General features: G+C 48.4%; 14 protein-coding genes. 1 reads left to right on the plus strand and 13 read right to left on the minus strand.

What is annotated here, in order from left to right; genetic code table 11:
* Positions 1-11: 11 nt before the first annotated feature.
* The 5 genes from QMZ64_RS15815 to QMZ64_RS15835 form a co-directional block, all read right to left on the minus strand.
* Complete coding sequence (locus QMZ64_RS15815) at positions 12-965, minus strand: gluconeogenesis factor YvcK family protein (protein WP_301441453.1); 954 nt, start codon at positions 963-965, stop codon at positions 12-14.
* 1 nt (position 966) lies between these two features.
* Complete coding sequence (rapZ, locus tag QMZ64_RS15820) at positions 967-1,854, minus strand: RNase adapter RapZ (RefSeq protein WP_020453060.1); 888 nt, start codon at positions 1,852-1,854, stop codon at positions 967-969.
* Positions 1,855-1,875: 21 nt separating this feature from the next.
* The gene (locus QMZ64_RS15825) at positions 1,876-2,340 is read right to left on the minus strand and encodes an 8-oxo-dGTP diphosphatase (protein ID WP_003185583.1); all 465 of its coding nucleotides are present in this window, start codon (positions 2,338-2,340) and stop codon (positions 1,876-1,878) included.
* Positions 2,341-2,760: 420 nt separating this feature from the next.
* Positions 2,761-3,711: a thioredoxin-disulfide reductase gene (gene trxB, locus QMZ64_RS15830; protein ID WP_243942000.1), complete on the minus strand. Its 951-nt coding sequence runs from the start codon at positions 3,709-3,711 to the stop codon at positions 2,761-2,763.
* 166 nt (positions 3,712-3,877) lie between these two features.
* Positions 3,878-5,338 (minus strand): tetratricopeptide repeat protein, encoded by a 1,461-nt coding sequence (locus QMZ64_RS15835; RefSeq protein ID WP_265625546.1) that lies wholly within the window; start codon positions 5,336-5,338, stop codon positions 3,878-3,880.
* Between the two features lie 294 nt (positions 5,339-5,632).
* On the opposite strand from QMZ64_RS15835, the gene QMZ64_RS15840 reads away from it, so the two are divergent.
* Positions 5,633-6,112, plus strand: coding sequence for a GNAT family N-acetyltransferase (locus QMZ64_RS15840; RefSeq protein ID WP_265625545.1), 480 nt, complete (start codon positions 5,633-5,635; stop codon positions 6,110-6,112).
* Between the two features lie 58 nt (positions 6,113-6,170).
* Here QMZ64_RS15840 and hisIE read toward each other — a convergent pair whose 3' ends face one another.
* From hisIE to QMZ64_RS15880, 8 genes are read right to left on the minus strand one after another with little or no spacing between them, the layout of a single operon-like run.
* Positions 6,171-6,803: a bifunctional phosphoribosyl-AMP cyclohydrolase/phosphoribosyl-ATP diphosphatase HisIE gene (hisIE, locus tag QMZ64_RS15845; protein WP_243941994.1), complete on the minus strand. Its 633-nt coding sequence runs from the start codon at positions 6,801-6,803 to the stop codon at positions 6,171-6,173.
* Positions 6,800-7,558 (minus strand): imidazole glycerol phosphate synthase subunit HisF, encoded by a 759-nt coding sequence (hisF, locus tag QMZ64_RS15850; protein ID WP_265625544.1) that lies wholly within the window; start codon positions 7,556-7,558, stop codon positions 6,800-6,802. The genes hisIE and hisF overlap by 4 nt, the downstream gene beginning before the upstream one ends.
* On the minus strand, positions 7,555-8,292 hold the full coding sequence (gene hisA / locus QMZ64_RS15855; RefSeq protein WP_265625543.1) for a 1-(5-phosphoribosyl)-5-[(5-phosphoribosylamino)methylideneamino]imidazole-4-carboxamide isomerase: 738 nt from the start codon (positions 8,290-8,292) through the stop codon (positions 7,555-7,557). The genes hisF and hisA overlap by 4 nt, the downstream gene beginning before the upstream one ends.
* Positions 8,289-8,927 (minus strand): imidazole glycerol phosphate synthase subunit HisH, encoded by a 639-nt coding sequence (gene hisH, locus QMZ64_RS15860; protein ID WP_020453067.1) that lies wholly within the window; start codon positions 8,925-8,927, stop codon positions 8,289-8,291. Before hisH ends, hisA begins: the two co-directional genes overlap by 4 nt.
* A complete protein-coding gene (gene hisB / locus QMZ64_RS15865) occupies positions 8,928-9,512 on the minus strand; it encodes an imidazoleglycerol-phosphate dehydratase HisB (protein ID WP_020453068.1) in 585 nt (194 codons plus the stop codon).
* Positions 9,512-10,792 carry a histidinol dehydrogenase gene (gene hisD / locus QMZ64_RS15870; protein WP_265625542.1) on the minus strand — a complete coding sequence of 427 codons (1,281 nt, stop codon included), beginning with the start codon at positions 10,790-10,792 and terminating at the stop codon, positions 9,512-9,514. Before hisD ends, hisB begins: the two co-directional genes overlap by 1 nt.
* On the minus strand, positions 10,789-11,430 hold the full coding sequence (gene hisG, locus QMZ64_RS15875) for an ATP phosphoribosyltransferase (protein ID WP_020453070.1): 642 nt from the start codon (positions 11,428-11,430) through the stop codon (positions 10,789-10,791). The genes hisD and hisG overlap by 4 nt, the downstream gene beginning before the upstream one ends.
* On the minus strand, positions 11,423-12,598 hold the full coding sequence (locus QMZ64_RS15880; protein ID WP_265625541.1) for an ATP phosphoribosyltransferase regulatory subunit: 1,176 nt from the start codon (positions 12,596-12,598) through the stop codon (positions 11,423-11,425). The genes hisG and QMZ64_RS15880 overlap by 8 nt, the downstream gene beginning before the upstream one ends.
* Positions 12,599-12,739 lie beyond the last annotated feature (141 nt).

The raw sequence follows: 12,739 nt of genomic DNA on the forward strand, positions 1-12,739 counted from the left end.
TCCAAGGCCTGCTATTCTTTTAACAAATCAACAAGTAGCGAAGCGACTTTATGTGTATCATGACGGATCACGCCATTCTCGTATGTCACAATCTGATCTTTGATGACCTCAAGCCCCATCGCAGACAGATCATCAATGTTAAACTGGACGGGCTGTGCCTGCTCCTTCGCATAGCGTTCCCGGATATCGTCCGGGATTTCCTCATTGTTGACGAGGATCGTATCGATAAACGGACCGCCCATATGCTCGTTAAGCGCTTTTACATGGTCGGCTGCGCTGTAGTACAGCGTTTCTCCCGGCTGGGTCATCACATTGCAAATATAAACTTTTTTTACCGGGGCGTTTAATATTTCTTCCCTTATCTTCGGAACGAGAAGGTTCGGCAAGATGCTCGTATACAGGCTTCCGGGGCCGAGAATAATCAGGTCGGCGCCGCGGATCACATCAATCGTTTCCGGGACGGGTTCAATTTTTTCAGGGGTTAAAAACACCCGTTTAATCTGCTTCCCGTAAGACGGAATCGTCGATTCCCCGGATATGATCTGTCCGTCATCCATTTCCGCATGAAGGACAACGCTTGTATTGGCAGCGGGCAGAACCCTTCCCCTCACATTTAAAACTTTGCTCATTTCAGTGACGGCGTGAAAAAAATCACCGGTTATATTCGTCATCGCCGCCAAAATCAAATTTCCCAATGAATGGCCGATTAAATCGCCGCCTTTAGAGAAGCGGTGCTGGAACAGGTCTTCAACAAGCGGTTCAACATCAGACAGTGCAGCGAGCACATTTCTGATGTCTCCCGGCGGGGGAATTTTAAGCTCATCTCGCAGCCTCCCCGAGCTTCCGCCGTCATCTGCGACCGTCACAATCGCCGTAATGTCAACGGGCTGTTGCTTCAATCCTCTGAGCAATACCGAAAGGCCAGTTCCTCCGCCAAAGATTGCGATTTTTTTCTGATCTGCCATGCTATTTTCTGCTTTTCTTCTCGATGTCCCGGTGAGTAACATGAGTATAGTAGTCCTTTTTATAATAATCGGCAAGGTATTCAGCAAGCGTCACAGAGCGATGCTGTCCGCCTGTGCAGCCAATCGCGATGACCAGCTGGCTTTTTCCTTCGCGCTTATATGACGGAAGCATAAAGCTCAGCAGTTCGGTTAGTTTTTCGAGAAACTTTTGCGTTTCGTTCCATTTCATCACATACGAAGATACTTCCTGATCTTTTCCTGTCAGCGGCCTCATGCTGTCGATATAGTACGGATTCGGAAGAAACCTTACGTCGAACACTAGATCCGCATCGATCGGCAATCCGTATTTAAACCCGAATGACATCACATTCACCGTAAAGGTATGTCCGTGATCTGCCGCAAAATGCTGGACGATTTTTTCGCGCAGGTCCCTCGGTTTCATATCGGATGTATCATAAATGATTTGAGAGCGGCCTTTCAGCTCTTCAAGAAGCTCCCGTTCCGTCCGGATGCCCTCAAGCGGCAGGCCCGTTGTCGCAAGGGGGTGGGACCTTCTTGTCTCTTTATATCTTGAAACGAGAACCAAATCCTTGGCATCTAAAAACAAAATTCGCGGGGTAATCCAGGATGTTTCCCCAATCTCGTCAAGCGCTTCAATCAGGCTGTCAAAAAACTCGCGGCCGCGCAAATCCATAACAAGGGCAACTTTGCTCATTTTTGAACTTGATTCCTTCATCAGCTCCAAAAATTTCGGCAGCAAAGATGGCGGCAAATTATCGACACAGAAAAAACCGAGATCCTCAAAGCTTTGAATCGCCACTGTTTTTCCTGCCCCTGACATTCCGGTTATGATCACAAGCTGTATATCATGGCCTCCATTCGCATTCATGCTTCTCTCCCCCTCTTATGTTTATTCGCCTTGCGGGTCGAGGCGATAGGACAGCAATTCAAAGTCAGGCGTATACGTAAAGGTGCCGTGAAGCAGTCCTTTGCCTTTCAGCATAAAATCCAGAATATGGACGTCTCCCGGCGCCATCGGCAGGCTCCCGACGTCTCCCGCCTGATGCCACCTGATGATGCCTTCTTCCGATTCTTCTACATGTTTACCTGTATAATGATCGGCGACGAATGTGAACATCATCCATTCAGATACGACCTGATCATTTTCTTTTATGATAAAGGTGAATATCCCTTTCAGCTGCGGGTTCAGCACATACAGGCCCGTCTCTTCGCGGTATTCCCTGATGACGGCATCCCTGACTGTTTCCCCGCTTTCCATTTTGCCGCCGGGGGCTACCCACCAGCCTCGTCTGGGCTTTTGCAGCAACAGGACTTTATCACCTGAAGTCAGCACACAATTCGTCACTCTTTGCAAAGTCTGTCACCCATCCTTTTATTCCTTCAATTCTTTTTTCTATTATACCGCTTCCTGTCCCCGCTCACAATGAACATGCAGTTCCGCCGCGAAAATCGCTTTTTTCCGGACCGCTTTAAGGCTTTTCCCGGGTAAAACTTAAAGAAACGGCTTTTTCAGCGAATGGAAGCGCTTGCGAAAACCGTTCTTTTATTCTATTTTACAGCAAAAACGGACGTTTCAATATTGAAATTTGAACAACTTGTGAAATTTGTAAAAATTTCTCTTCCAGGAAAAATAAAACAAAAAAAGGACACGGATAAGATCATCCGTGCCAATAAAATTCATTATAAAAGGGGGTCAATTACTATACCCATCATAACGAATAATTGTTTCACTGGTGTTACAGGGCGGTTAAATCATGATGACGATAAAAATACGTTATTTTACAGCCTTTTCTTTCTCTTTCAGCTCTTCGATATAGTGCTGAACGCTCTGAGCGGCAATGCTTCCGTCGCCTGTTGCCGTTACGATTTGGCGAAGGGTTTTCTCACGGATATCGCCCGCTGCAAAAATACCTTCGACTTTTGTTTCCATCTGTTCATTGGTCACGATGTAGCCCTCTTCATTTGTAATACCGAGGTTTTTGAACGGCTCTGAAAGCGGCAGCATGCCGATATAGATAAAGACGCCGTCAGTCCGGAACTCTTCTTCTTCGCCCGTGACCGTATCGACCAGCGTTACTTTGCCGACCTTTCCGTCTTTTTCATGAATTTCCTTGACCGTCTTGTTCCAGAGAAAGTCGACTTTTTCGTTGTCAAACGCGCGCGCCTGAAGGATGCTTTGCGCTCTCAGCTTATCGCGGCGGTGGACGATCGTTACTTTCGAAGCGAAACGGGTTAAGTACACGCCTTCTTCAACAGCGGAGTCTCCTCCTCCGACAACGACGAGCTCTTTGTTTTTAAAGAATGCGCCATCACAAACCGCGCAATAAGATACACCGCGGCCGCCAAGCTCTTTTTCGCCAGGTACGCCGAGCTTCTTATATTCGGCGCCTGCTGTGATGATGACCGCGCGCGCTTTAAATTCTTTTGATCCCGCTTTGACGATCTTGTAGTCTCCTTCATCGACGACTTCTTTAATATCGCCATACGCATACTCAGCGCCGAACTTTTTCGCATGGTCAAACATTTTATTTGAAAGCTCGGGTCCCAGAATGCTTTCAAATCCCGGATAGTTTTCGACATCCTCCGTATTGGCCATCTGTCCGCCCGGAACGCCTCTTTCAACCATCAAAGTCGACAGGTTCGCCCTTGACGTATAAACGGCTGCCGTCATTCCCGCAGGACCTGCTCCGATAATAATGACGTCATACATTTTTTCTTCTGACACAATGTTCACTCCTTCATGAATCTTATGCTGCCAAGCAGTCCATTCCTGTTTAATAAGATTCCCTTCTTATATCTTCCTTACCCATATCCTATAAAATATCATGAATAATCGCTATTTTTTTGCTCACATAATAAAACAGGCTGAACAGTGAAGTTCACACCTGTTTCTATAGATGTTCTTTTAATGTACGTTCGTACTTAGAAAGCGTTCCGGGCGATATATGGAAAATTTTAGCGGTTTCAACTTTTGTCAGCCGCTCCTGATGCTCTGTCTTCCAAATGTAATAGATCGCCGCGGCAAGCCCGCCGGCATTTTTCAGCTGAAGGCCGTAAGCCCTGATCTGCTGAATGACATGAAAAATCCAAAAGCACATGGCCTCCTGTTCCATCGCTGACTGATCCGCTTGTTCAATCGCTTTCGCAGTTCTGTAAGCAAGAAGCGCGTCTTTTGAATCAACGGCTGCACTGCTTTCCCCGTAAAGCACAAGCCTGACAAACTGATCTTCAAACGGCGTTTTTGCCATCTGTGAATCAAGCACCGCTTTCAGCTGGGCTTTTTCCCCTTTTCTTCCGCTGATATAGTACGCGGCAAGGCGCTCCTCCAGCGGCCGCTGGACAGGTTTCTTTTCCTTCCGTTCTTTCCACGGCTCCATGCGGGCGTCATCCGGATACTCTTCCTGCATCTTTTTCCATACAGACCGGGCAAATTGAGTACGGCCGGTGTAATAAGCCGAGCAGGCGAGCCAGTAATAAAAGGTCTCATCACCTTCAAACCCCATGCGGTAGAGTGATTTCAGCCATTTATAGCCGAGGTCGTATCTGCCGACGAGGGACAGCGTGGCGCCGAGCTTATACCTTTGTTCAAACAGCATCGGATAAACATTGGAAAGCTGTTCGGAAAGCGACTCGACCTTATCGTCCCGTCGTTCATAATGATAAAAAATGAGAAGATTGCAAAGCGCATGCAGGTTTCCATGACTTTTTTCCAAGACCGTAAAAATCGTCGTTTTGGCTTTCTGAATGTCACCGGCATAAAAATATGCCAGTGCAAGGTTGTTGTAAGCCGACCAAAACTCGGGGTAATCGGAAGTGATTTCTTCAAGCATCACGATCGATTCCTGAAGCTGTCCATTTTCCAGCAGTGATTTCGCCCGGTCCTGTTTCAGAATCAAGTCGTCCTGATCGAACTGCGAATAGTCCTCATCTTCCTCTCCCATATCCAATAAATCAAGGAGCTCCGCATTTTCCTCGCTGAACTCGCCGTCCGGGTCTTCTTTTAAATAGGTCTCCGCTGCTTTGTAGGCTTCGTGAAAAAGACCGAGGTGCGCATAGTTGTTTGCTTTAAAATAGTAGCATTCAGTCATTTTTTCGTTGATGTTCTTCAGGATAAAGTCCAAAAGTTCATTTGATTGCTGATAAAATCCCATTTCCGAGTAAATAACCGCAAGTTGGGACAGCATTCCCGTGTTTTCCGGTTCAAGAAAAATCGCTCTCTGAATGAGCTTGCTCGCGCGGGATAAATTGCGTTCTCTATATGCTTTGAGCCCTTTATGATAAAAATATTGCCCATCTTGGAACAGTTGGACAATTCTCGAATCTTTATGGTGTTCAGAAGTGTACTTTCCCACAGATACCCTCCATTTCAAACTATATACCGTGAGTAGTATAACATAGTTTCCAGCAGGCTTAACAGGCCAAAAACAAGTTTCGAGTAAATTCTCTTCATTTTCCACATATGGTTTTTTCACCATTTTATTCCGGACGTTTGGAGCACCGGAGCGCATAGGGCTTTCAGAAGGCTCAAGGCAGGTTTTTTATCGGAAGTACGCTTTTTATTTTCACCCGGGCAAAATCTTTTTTTAGCACTGGATGGTGACGAATGTACGTTCCCATTGTATGATAATAGAAAGGGGGATCATTACGTGAAAAAAAGCGGATCAATAGAATTGAAGCATTTCTCGGAAGAACATTCAGCTGCGCTTCTCGAATTCGAGCTTCCCGAAGAACAGCAGCGATTTACCGCGCTGCCGAAAGAGGTTTTAAAACGGACGGACGGTCAGTTTCCAATCGTAATGTTAAGCGAAGGCAAGCCCGTCGGATTTTTTATCCTGCATGCGACCGAGAGGGTAAAAGACTACTCGGACAACCCGGAAGCCATGCTGTTAACGGCACTATCCGTCGACAGAAAGCACCAGGGAAAAGGTTTTGCAAAAGAAGGAATGCTCAAGCTTCCTGAGTTTGTCGCCAAGGCGTTCACCCATTGTCATGAAATCGTGCTGGTTGTGAACGTGAAAAACACCGCGGCCCAGCACCTGTATGTGAAAGCCGGATTTGCAGACACAGGGGAAAGAAAAACGGGGCCGATCGGAGAGCAAATCGTGATGAAATTAAACATCAAATAGCTCCCCTATCGGGAAAACAACCAAAAGGCCAACTGCCTTTTGGTTGTAAGCAATGCGCTTATGATTCAGAGCCTTCATGGCGCTCTTTCAGGACGCCAAGCACATCATCAAGCGGAAGGGACTGCTCCCTCAGCAAAACGAGCAGATGGTAAAGAAGGTCAGCCGCTTCCCATTTCAGCTCTTCAGAATCCCGGTTTTTTGCAGCGATAATGACTTCTGCCGCTTCTTCGCCAACCTTCTTCAAAATCTTGTCAACGCCTTCACGGAACAAATATGTCGTATATGCGCCTTCAGGCATTTCAGCCTGCCGTTTGGCAATCACCGTTTCAAGTTCATTGATGATGTCAAAGCGGCCGCCGCCAGTCTGTCTGATATGTTCGCCGGGCGAGAAACAGCTGTAGCTTCCTGTATGACAGGCCGGTCCCGCCGGTTCGACCAGCACGATGAGCGCATCCTGATCACAGTCAAGCCTGATGTCTATCACACGCTGAATGTTTCCTGACGTCGCTCCCTTATGCCAGAGCTCTCCTCGCGATCTGCTGAAAAACCATGTCTCCTTCGTTTCCAGCGTTTTTTCAAACGATTCTTTGTTCATATAAGCAAGTGTCAGCACTTCCTTGCTCGCTGCATCCTGGACAATCGCCGGGATCAAGCCGGCTTCATTAAATGTCAACTCGTCTGCCTTGATCATCTTACATTCACCCCGCGCTCTTTTAAATAAGCTTTTACTTCTTTTACAGATGTTTCTTTGTAATGAAAGATAGATGCGGCAAGAGCCGCGTCCGCCCGCCCTTCTGCAAATGCATCATACATGTGGTCCGCATGACCTGCGCCTCCGGATGCAATGACCGGGACTGAAACAGCTTCTGACACAAGCTTTGTAAGCCTGCAGTCAAATCCGTTCTTTTCTCCGTCTGCATCCATACTTGTCAGCAGGATTTCACCGGCTCCCCGCTGAACGGCTTCCTTCGCCCATGAGACGGCCTCAAGGTCCGTCTTTTTACGTCCGCCGTGTGTATAAACATAATACTGATCAGCTTCCGGATCGAATTTTGCATCAATCGCGACGACAATGCATTGAGAGCCGAAAAAGTCAGCGCCTTCCGTTATCAATTCCGGACGGAGAACGGCAGCCGTATTAACGGAAACTTTGTCGGCTCCGGCCCGCAGGATCGTTTTCATATCATCCAAACGATTGATGCCGCCGCCGACGGTAAACGGGATCGCCAGCTTGGCCGCCACTCTTTCAACGACGTCAACCATCGTTTTTCTCCCCTCGTGGGATGCCGAGATGTCGAGAAAAACAAGCTCATCGGCGCCTTCACGATCATATACTTCAGCCAGCTCAACGGGGTCGCCGGCATCTTTCAATTCAACAAACTGTACACCTTTGACAACGCGGCCGTCTTTTACGTCCAAACACGGGATAATTCGTTTTGTGATCACTTTGCCGCCACCCTTTCAAGCGCTTCAGCCACGGTAAATTGATTGGTATACAGCGCTTTTCCGACAATGGCGCCAGAGACGCCTTCCGCAGCCCGGGAAGCGAGCGCCTCAAGATCGGCGAGAGAGCTGACACCGCCGGAGGCAATGACTTGTTTACCGGTTGCCCTGGCAAGCTCCACTGTACTGCTGATATTCGGTCCTGACAGCATTCCGTCAGTCGCAATGTCGGTAAAGATAAACACTTCCGCACCTTCATTCGCAAGCTCGCGGCCAAGCTCTTCCGCTCTAACGGAGGAGGTCTCAAGCCATCCTTCAGTCGAAACAAATCCGTCTCTTGCGTCAAGACCGATTGCGATATGCCGGCCGTAAGCTTTCAGCATGTTTTTGACAAACTCGGGATTTGATACGGCCGAGCTGCCTAAGATCACCCTTTCAACACCTTGCGACAAGTAGTCATACACGTCTTTTTCGGTCCTGATGCCGCCGCCGACCTGCACTTTAACGTTGAGCTCATCAGCAATGCTTATGACGTGGCTGTCGTTCACTTTTTTGCCTTCTCTTGCCCCGTCCAAATCGACAAGATGAATCCAGTCTGCCCCCGCTTCAGCAAACCGGGAGGCCATATCCAGAGGGGAATGACCGTAAACCGTTTCTTTTTCGTAATCTCCCTGGATGAGCCTGACGCATTTGCCGTTTCTCATGTCAATGGCAGGGTATACAGTAAACTCGCTCATTTTTTCACCTTCTGTTCTTGTGTAAGCTGCTTGAAACGCTTTAAGATCGACATGCCGACCGCACTGCTTTTTTCCGGATGGAACTGGGCGCCGTATACATTGCCAAGACCGACGACAGCGGGCACACGCACACCGTATTCGGCGCTGGCAAGCAAAGCCTCCTCTTCGATTCCGCTGACATAATACGAATGAACGAAATACGCATATCCTTCTTTCGTCTTTGGTAAAAGCGGAGAGTCGCGGTGGACCGTGAGCAGATTCCAGCCCATGTGAGGCACTTTTAAGCGATCTCCCGCTTGATCACGGTCTTTCAGTTTAACGATTTTTCCTTTCAAAAGGCCGAGTCCTTCTGACGCCCCGCGTTCTTCGCTTTCTTCAAACAAAAGCTGCATGCCGAGGCATATGCCGAGAAAAGGTTTTCCTTCGCTTACGGCATCTTGAATAAATGTTTTCAGGCCGGTCTGGCTTAAAGTCTCCATCGCATCCCGAAAAGCGCCGACTCCCGGAAGGATATAGCTGTCCGCTTTCTTAAGTTCATCCGGATGCTCGGACACGAAATAAGGAGCATCGATCCGTTCAAGCGCTTTAGAGACGCTGTACAGGTTTCCCATTCCGTAATCTATGACACCGATCATTTACAACATTCCTTTCGTTGACGGAATTCCTTTGACCCGCGGATCGATCAATGTCGCTTCATCAAGCGCACGTCCCAGCGCTTTAAAAATCGCCTCGATCATGTGGTGGGTATTCGTACCGTAATGAACGATGACGTGAAGATTCATTCGCGCTTCCAGCGCAAACTTCCACAAAAATTCATGGACAAGCTCTGTATCAAATGTTCCGACTTTCCGGCTCGGGAATTCGGCTCTGAACTCGAGGTGCGGCCTGTTGCTCAGATCAATCGCAACCTGGGCGAGCGCTTCATCCATCGGTACCATGCTCGAACCGTAGCGTTTGATTCCTTGTTTATCTCCGAGCGCTTCCAAAAGCGCCTGTCCGAGACAAATACCGATATCTTCAGTCGTATGGTGGTCGTCGATTTCAACATCGCCTTTCGCTTCAACTGAAAGGTCAAACTGCCCGTGTTTTGTAAATAAATCGAGCATATGTGTCATAAACGGGACATCCGTTTGAATATCCGCTTTCCCTTCTCCATCAATATGAAAGGATAATTTAATATCAGTTTCATTGGTTTTTCTTGCCCGTTCGGCTTTTCTCATCAGTTTTCCTCCCGGTTTCTGGATTCAATTGCTCTTGCATGGGCTTCAAGTCCTTCTAATCTTGCAAAGGCCGCGATGTTCTCGGCATTCTCGCGGAATGCATCCCTGCTGTAGGAAATGATGCTGGAGCGCTTTTGGAAGTCAGTCACATTTAGCGGGCTTGAAAATCTGGCTGTGCCGTTAGTCGGCAGAACATGATTAGGGCCTGCAAAATAATCGCCCACCGGCTCTGAACTGTAGCGGCCCAGGAAAATGGCGCCCGCGTGTTTGATCTGTCCGAGCAGGGCATCAGGCTGAGCTGTTAAAATTTCCAAATGTTCAGGAGCGAGCTCATTGATGACGGAAACGGCTTCATGCATCGTCTTTGTAACATAGATCAAACCGTGGTTGTCAATCGACTGCCGTGCAATCTCTTTTCTCGGAAGATGTTCGAGCTGTTCGTAAACCTCTTTTAAAACAGATTCGGCAAGCGGCTTTGAGTCGGTGACAAGAATGCTCGATGCCATCGCATCGTGCTCAGCCTGTGAAAGTAGATCAGCGGCGATTTCCCGGTGGTTTGCCGTACTGTCAGCGAGGATGGCGATTTCACTTGGGCCCGCGATCATATCGATATCAACCTGGCCGAATACTTCCCGTTTAGCCAAGGCGACGTAAATATTGCCAGGTCCCGTGATTTTATCGACGGGGGAAATGGATTCCGTTCCGTAAGCCAATGCGGCAATCGCCTGAGCGCCGCCCATTTTGTAAATCTCTGTGACGCCAAGCTCGGCGGCAGCCGCCAGCACTCCCGCCGACAATTTGCCGTCTTTTCCCGGAGGTGAGGCAAGGACAATGCGATCGACGCCGGCAACAAGCGCCGGAATGACATTCATCAGGACCGATGATGGGTAAGCAGCCGTTCCGCCGGGCACGTACACTCCGGCTGAATCAAGCGGCGTAATTTTTTGGCCGAGCATCGTTCCGTCCTTGCGGTGGTAAAACCATGATGATGTGAGCTGCCGCTCATGATATTCTTTAATGTTTAAAATCGCCGCCCGAATAATCTCGAGATCCCGCTTTTTGAGCGTGGTGTATGCTTCCTTGATTTCCTTTTCAGAAACGCGAAAGTCGGCCACATCCGCCCCGTCAAATTGCCTTGTGAATGCGGAAACAGCTGAATTCCCGTTCTTTTTCACTTCTTCGATAATGCGGCGGACTGCTTTTCTTTGTTCTTCCGTTCCGGCGTCAATGGTGCGCTTTAGTGAAACCGACGTATTTCCGCTGATGGATTTGATCTTCATTTTGCTTTTTCCCCTTCCACAATAAGAGAAAGTTTTGAAGCCATTTCATCGATGACTGCGTCTTTCATTCGGTAGCTGACAGGATTTACGATGAAACGCGACGTGATGTCGCAAATTTTTTCGGTTTCAACCAGCCCGTTTTCCCTTAAAGTCTGTCCTGTTGATACGATATCAACGATTCGGCCGGCAAGCCCGATCAAGGGAGCGAGTTCAATCGAACCGTTGAGCTTGATGATTTCCACTTGTTCTCCCTGCTCCCTGAAGTAGCTTGACGCGACATTTGGATACTTGGTCGCAACCCGGGGTGCAACGCTGTCGGCCGCCGTCTCTGCCAAGCCGGCTACGGCAAGACGGCATTTGCTGATGTTTAAATCAAGCACCTCGTAGACATCGCGTTCTTCTTCCAGCAGGACATCTTTGCCGGCGATTCCGACATCGGCCACCCCGTGCTCGACATATGTTGTGACATCCATCGGCTTGGCGAGGATAAAGCGAAGGTTCTCTTCAGGCACTTGAATGATCAGCTTTCTCGAATCGTCGAATTCTTCAGGGAGCTGATAGCCTGCTTTTCGAAGCATATCGGCAGCTTCCTCAAATATCCGCCCTTTCGGCATCGCAATCGTCAATTCCTTACCCATGCTTCTCTTCCTTTCTGGCCCCGATAAAATAGGTCACGTTTTGAAAAGACTTTGTCATTTGGTCAATATCTCCGATTCCCGCTAAGTCCTGTATGACGACTTTTTTGCCTTTTCTTCGCTCTTCTTCGGCAAAGCTGATCGCCTCTTTTCTCTGTTCCGTGCTGAAGATGACGACATCGATTTTTTCTTGCTCTTCCGCCGGCTTCAATGCTTCCAGCAGCCTGTCAGTCCTGATGCCGAAACCGGTTGCCGGAGCGGGTGAGTCGAAGCGGCCGAGAAGCTGGTCATATCTGCCGCCGTTTCCGATCGGAAAGCCGACGTTTTCAGCATAGATTTCAAACAAAACGCCGGTATAGTAGCTCATATGGCTGACCATGCCTAAATCGAGCTTAATGTCGTCCGTGCAACCATAGTCGCCGAGCGTCTCCCAAAGCGTCTTCAGTTCTGAAACCGCGCGTTTTCCTTTTTCAGAATCGATGATCGATGCCGCCTTGCCGCACGTTTCAATACCGCCTCTCAACTCCAAAAGCTCGAGCAGCCTGCTTTTATCAATTGAGGATAAATTGAGGGATTTTACATGCTCCCGGTAGCCGACATAGTTCTTTTCGTATAAATAGCGCCGCAGGACATGAGCCCTTTCTTCATTTCCTAAAACCTCCACAAACAGAGCGTCTGAAATTCCGACATGGCCGATCGAGATTTCAAATGAAGTCAGGCCGGCTTTTTTAAGCGAAAAAATGACCAGCGCAATCACTTCTGCGTCAGCGCTTGTAGATCCATCGCCGATCAGTTCGACGCCAACTTGCTCAAATTCGGCGGCACGTCCGCCTTCACGCTCCTGTGCCCTGAACACATTTGCAGCATAGCCCACTCTGAGCGGGTGATCATCTTTATGAAGCTTTGAGGCCGCCACCCTTGCGATCGGAGCCGTCATATCAGGTCTTAACACGAGCGTCTGCCCCTCCTGATCAAGGAGTTTAAACAACTGCTGATCCAATATGGCCGACTGCACACCGACCGTATCATAAAATTCAAGGGCCGGTGTCTCCATGAACTGATACCCCCACAAAGCCATCACCTCTGTTAATGAAGAGCGCACCTTTTTCTTTGTTTCGTAAAGCACAGGCAGCGTATCCCGCATGCCATGCGGTTTTTCAAACATAAACATCTACACTTGCACCCCCATAACCGTTTGAAGGAAAATTCCGAATCCTTTAGTTCGCTAATATGATAATATGCTAACAGATAAAAGAATCAAAATCAACAGCCGCTCTTAAAATAGACTCCGGACCGTATGGGAAATGATAAC

The sequence above is a fragment of the Bacillus sp. LB7 genome, assembly GCF_030449715.1.
GTDB lineage: Bacteria > Bacillota > Bacilli > Bacillales > Bacillaceae > Bacillus > Bacillus paralicheniformis.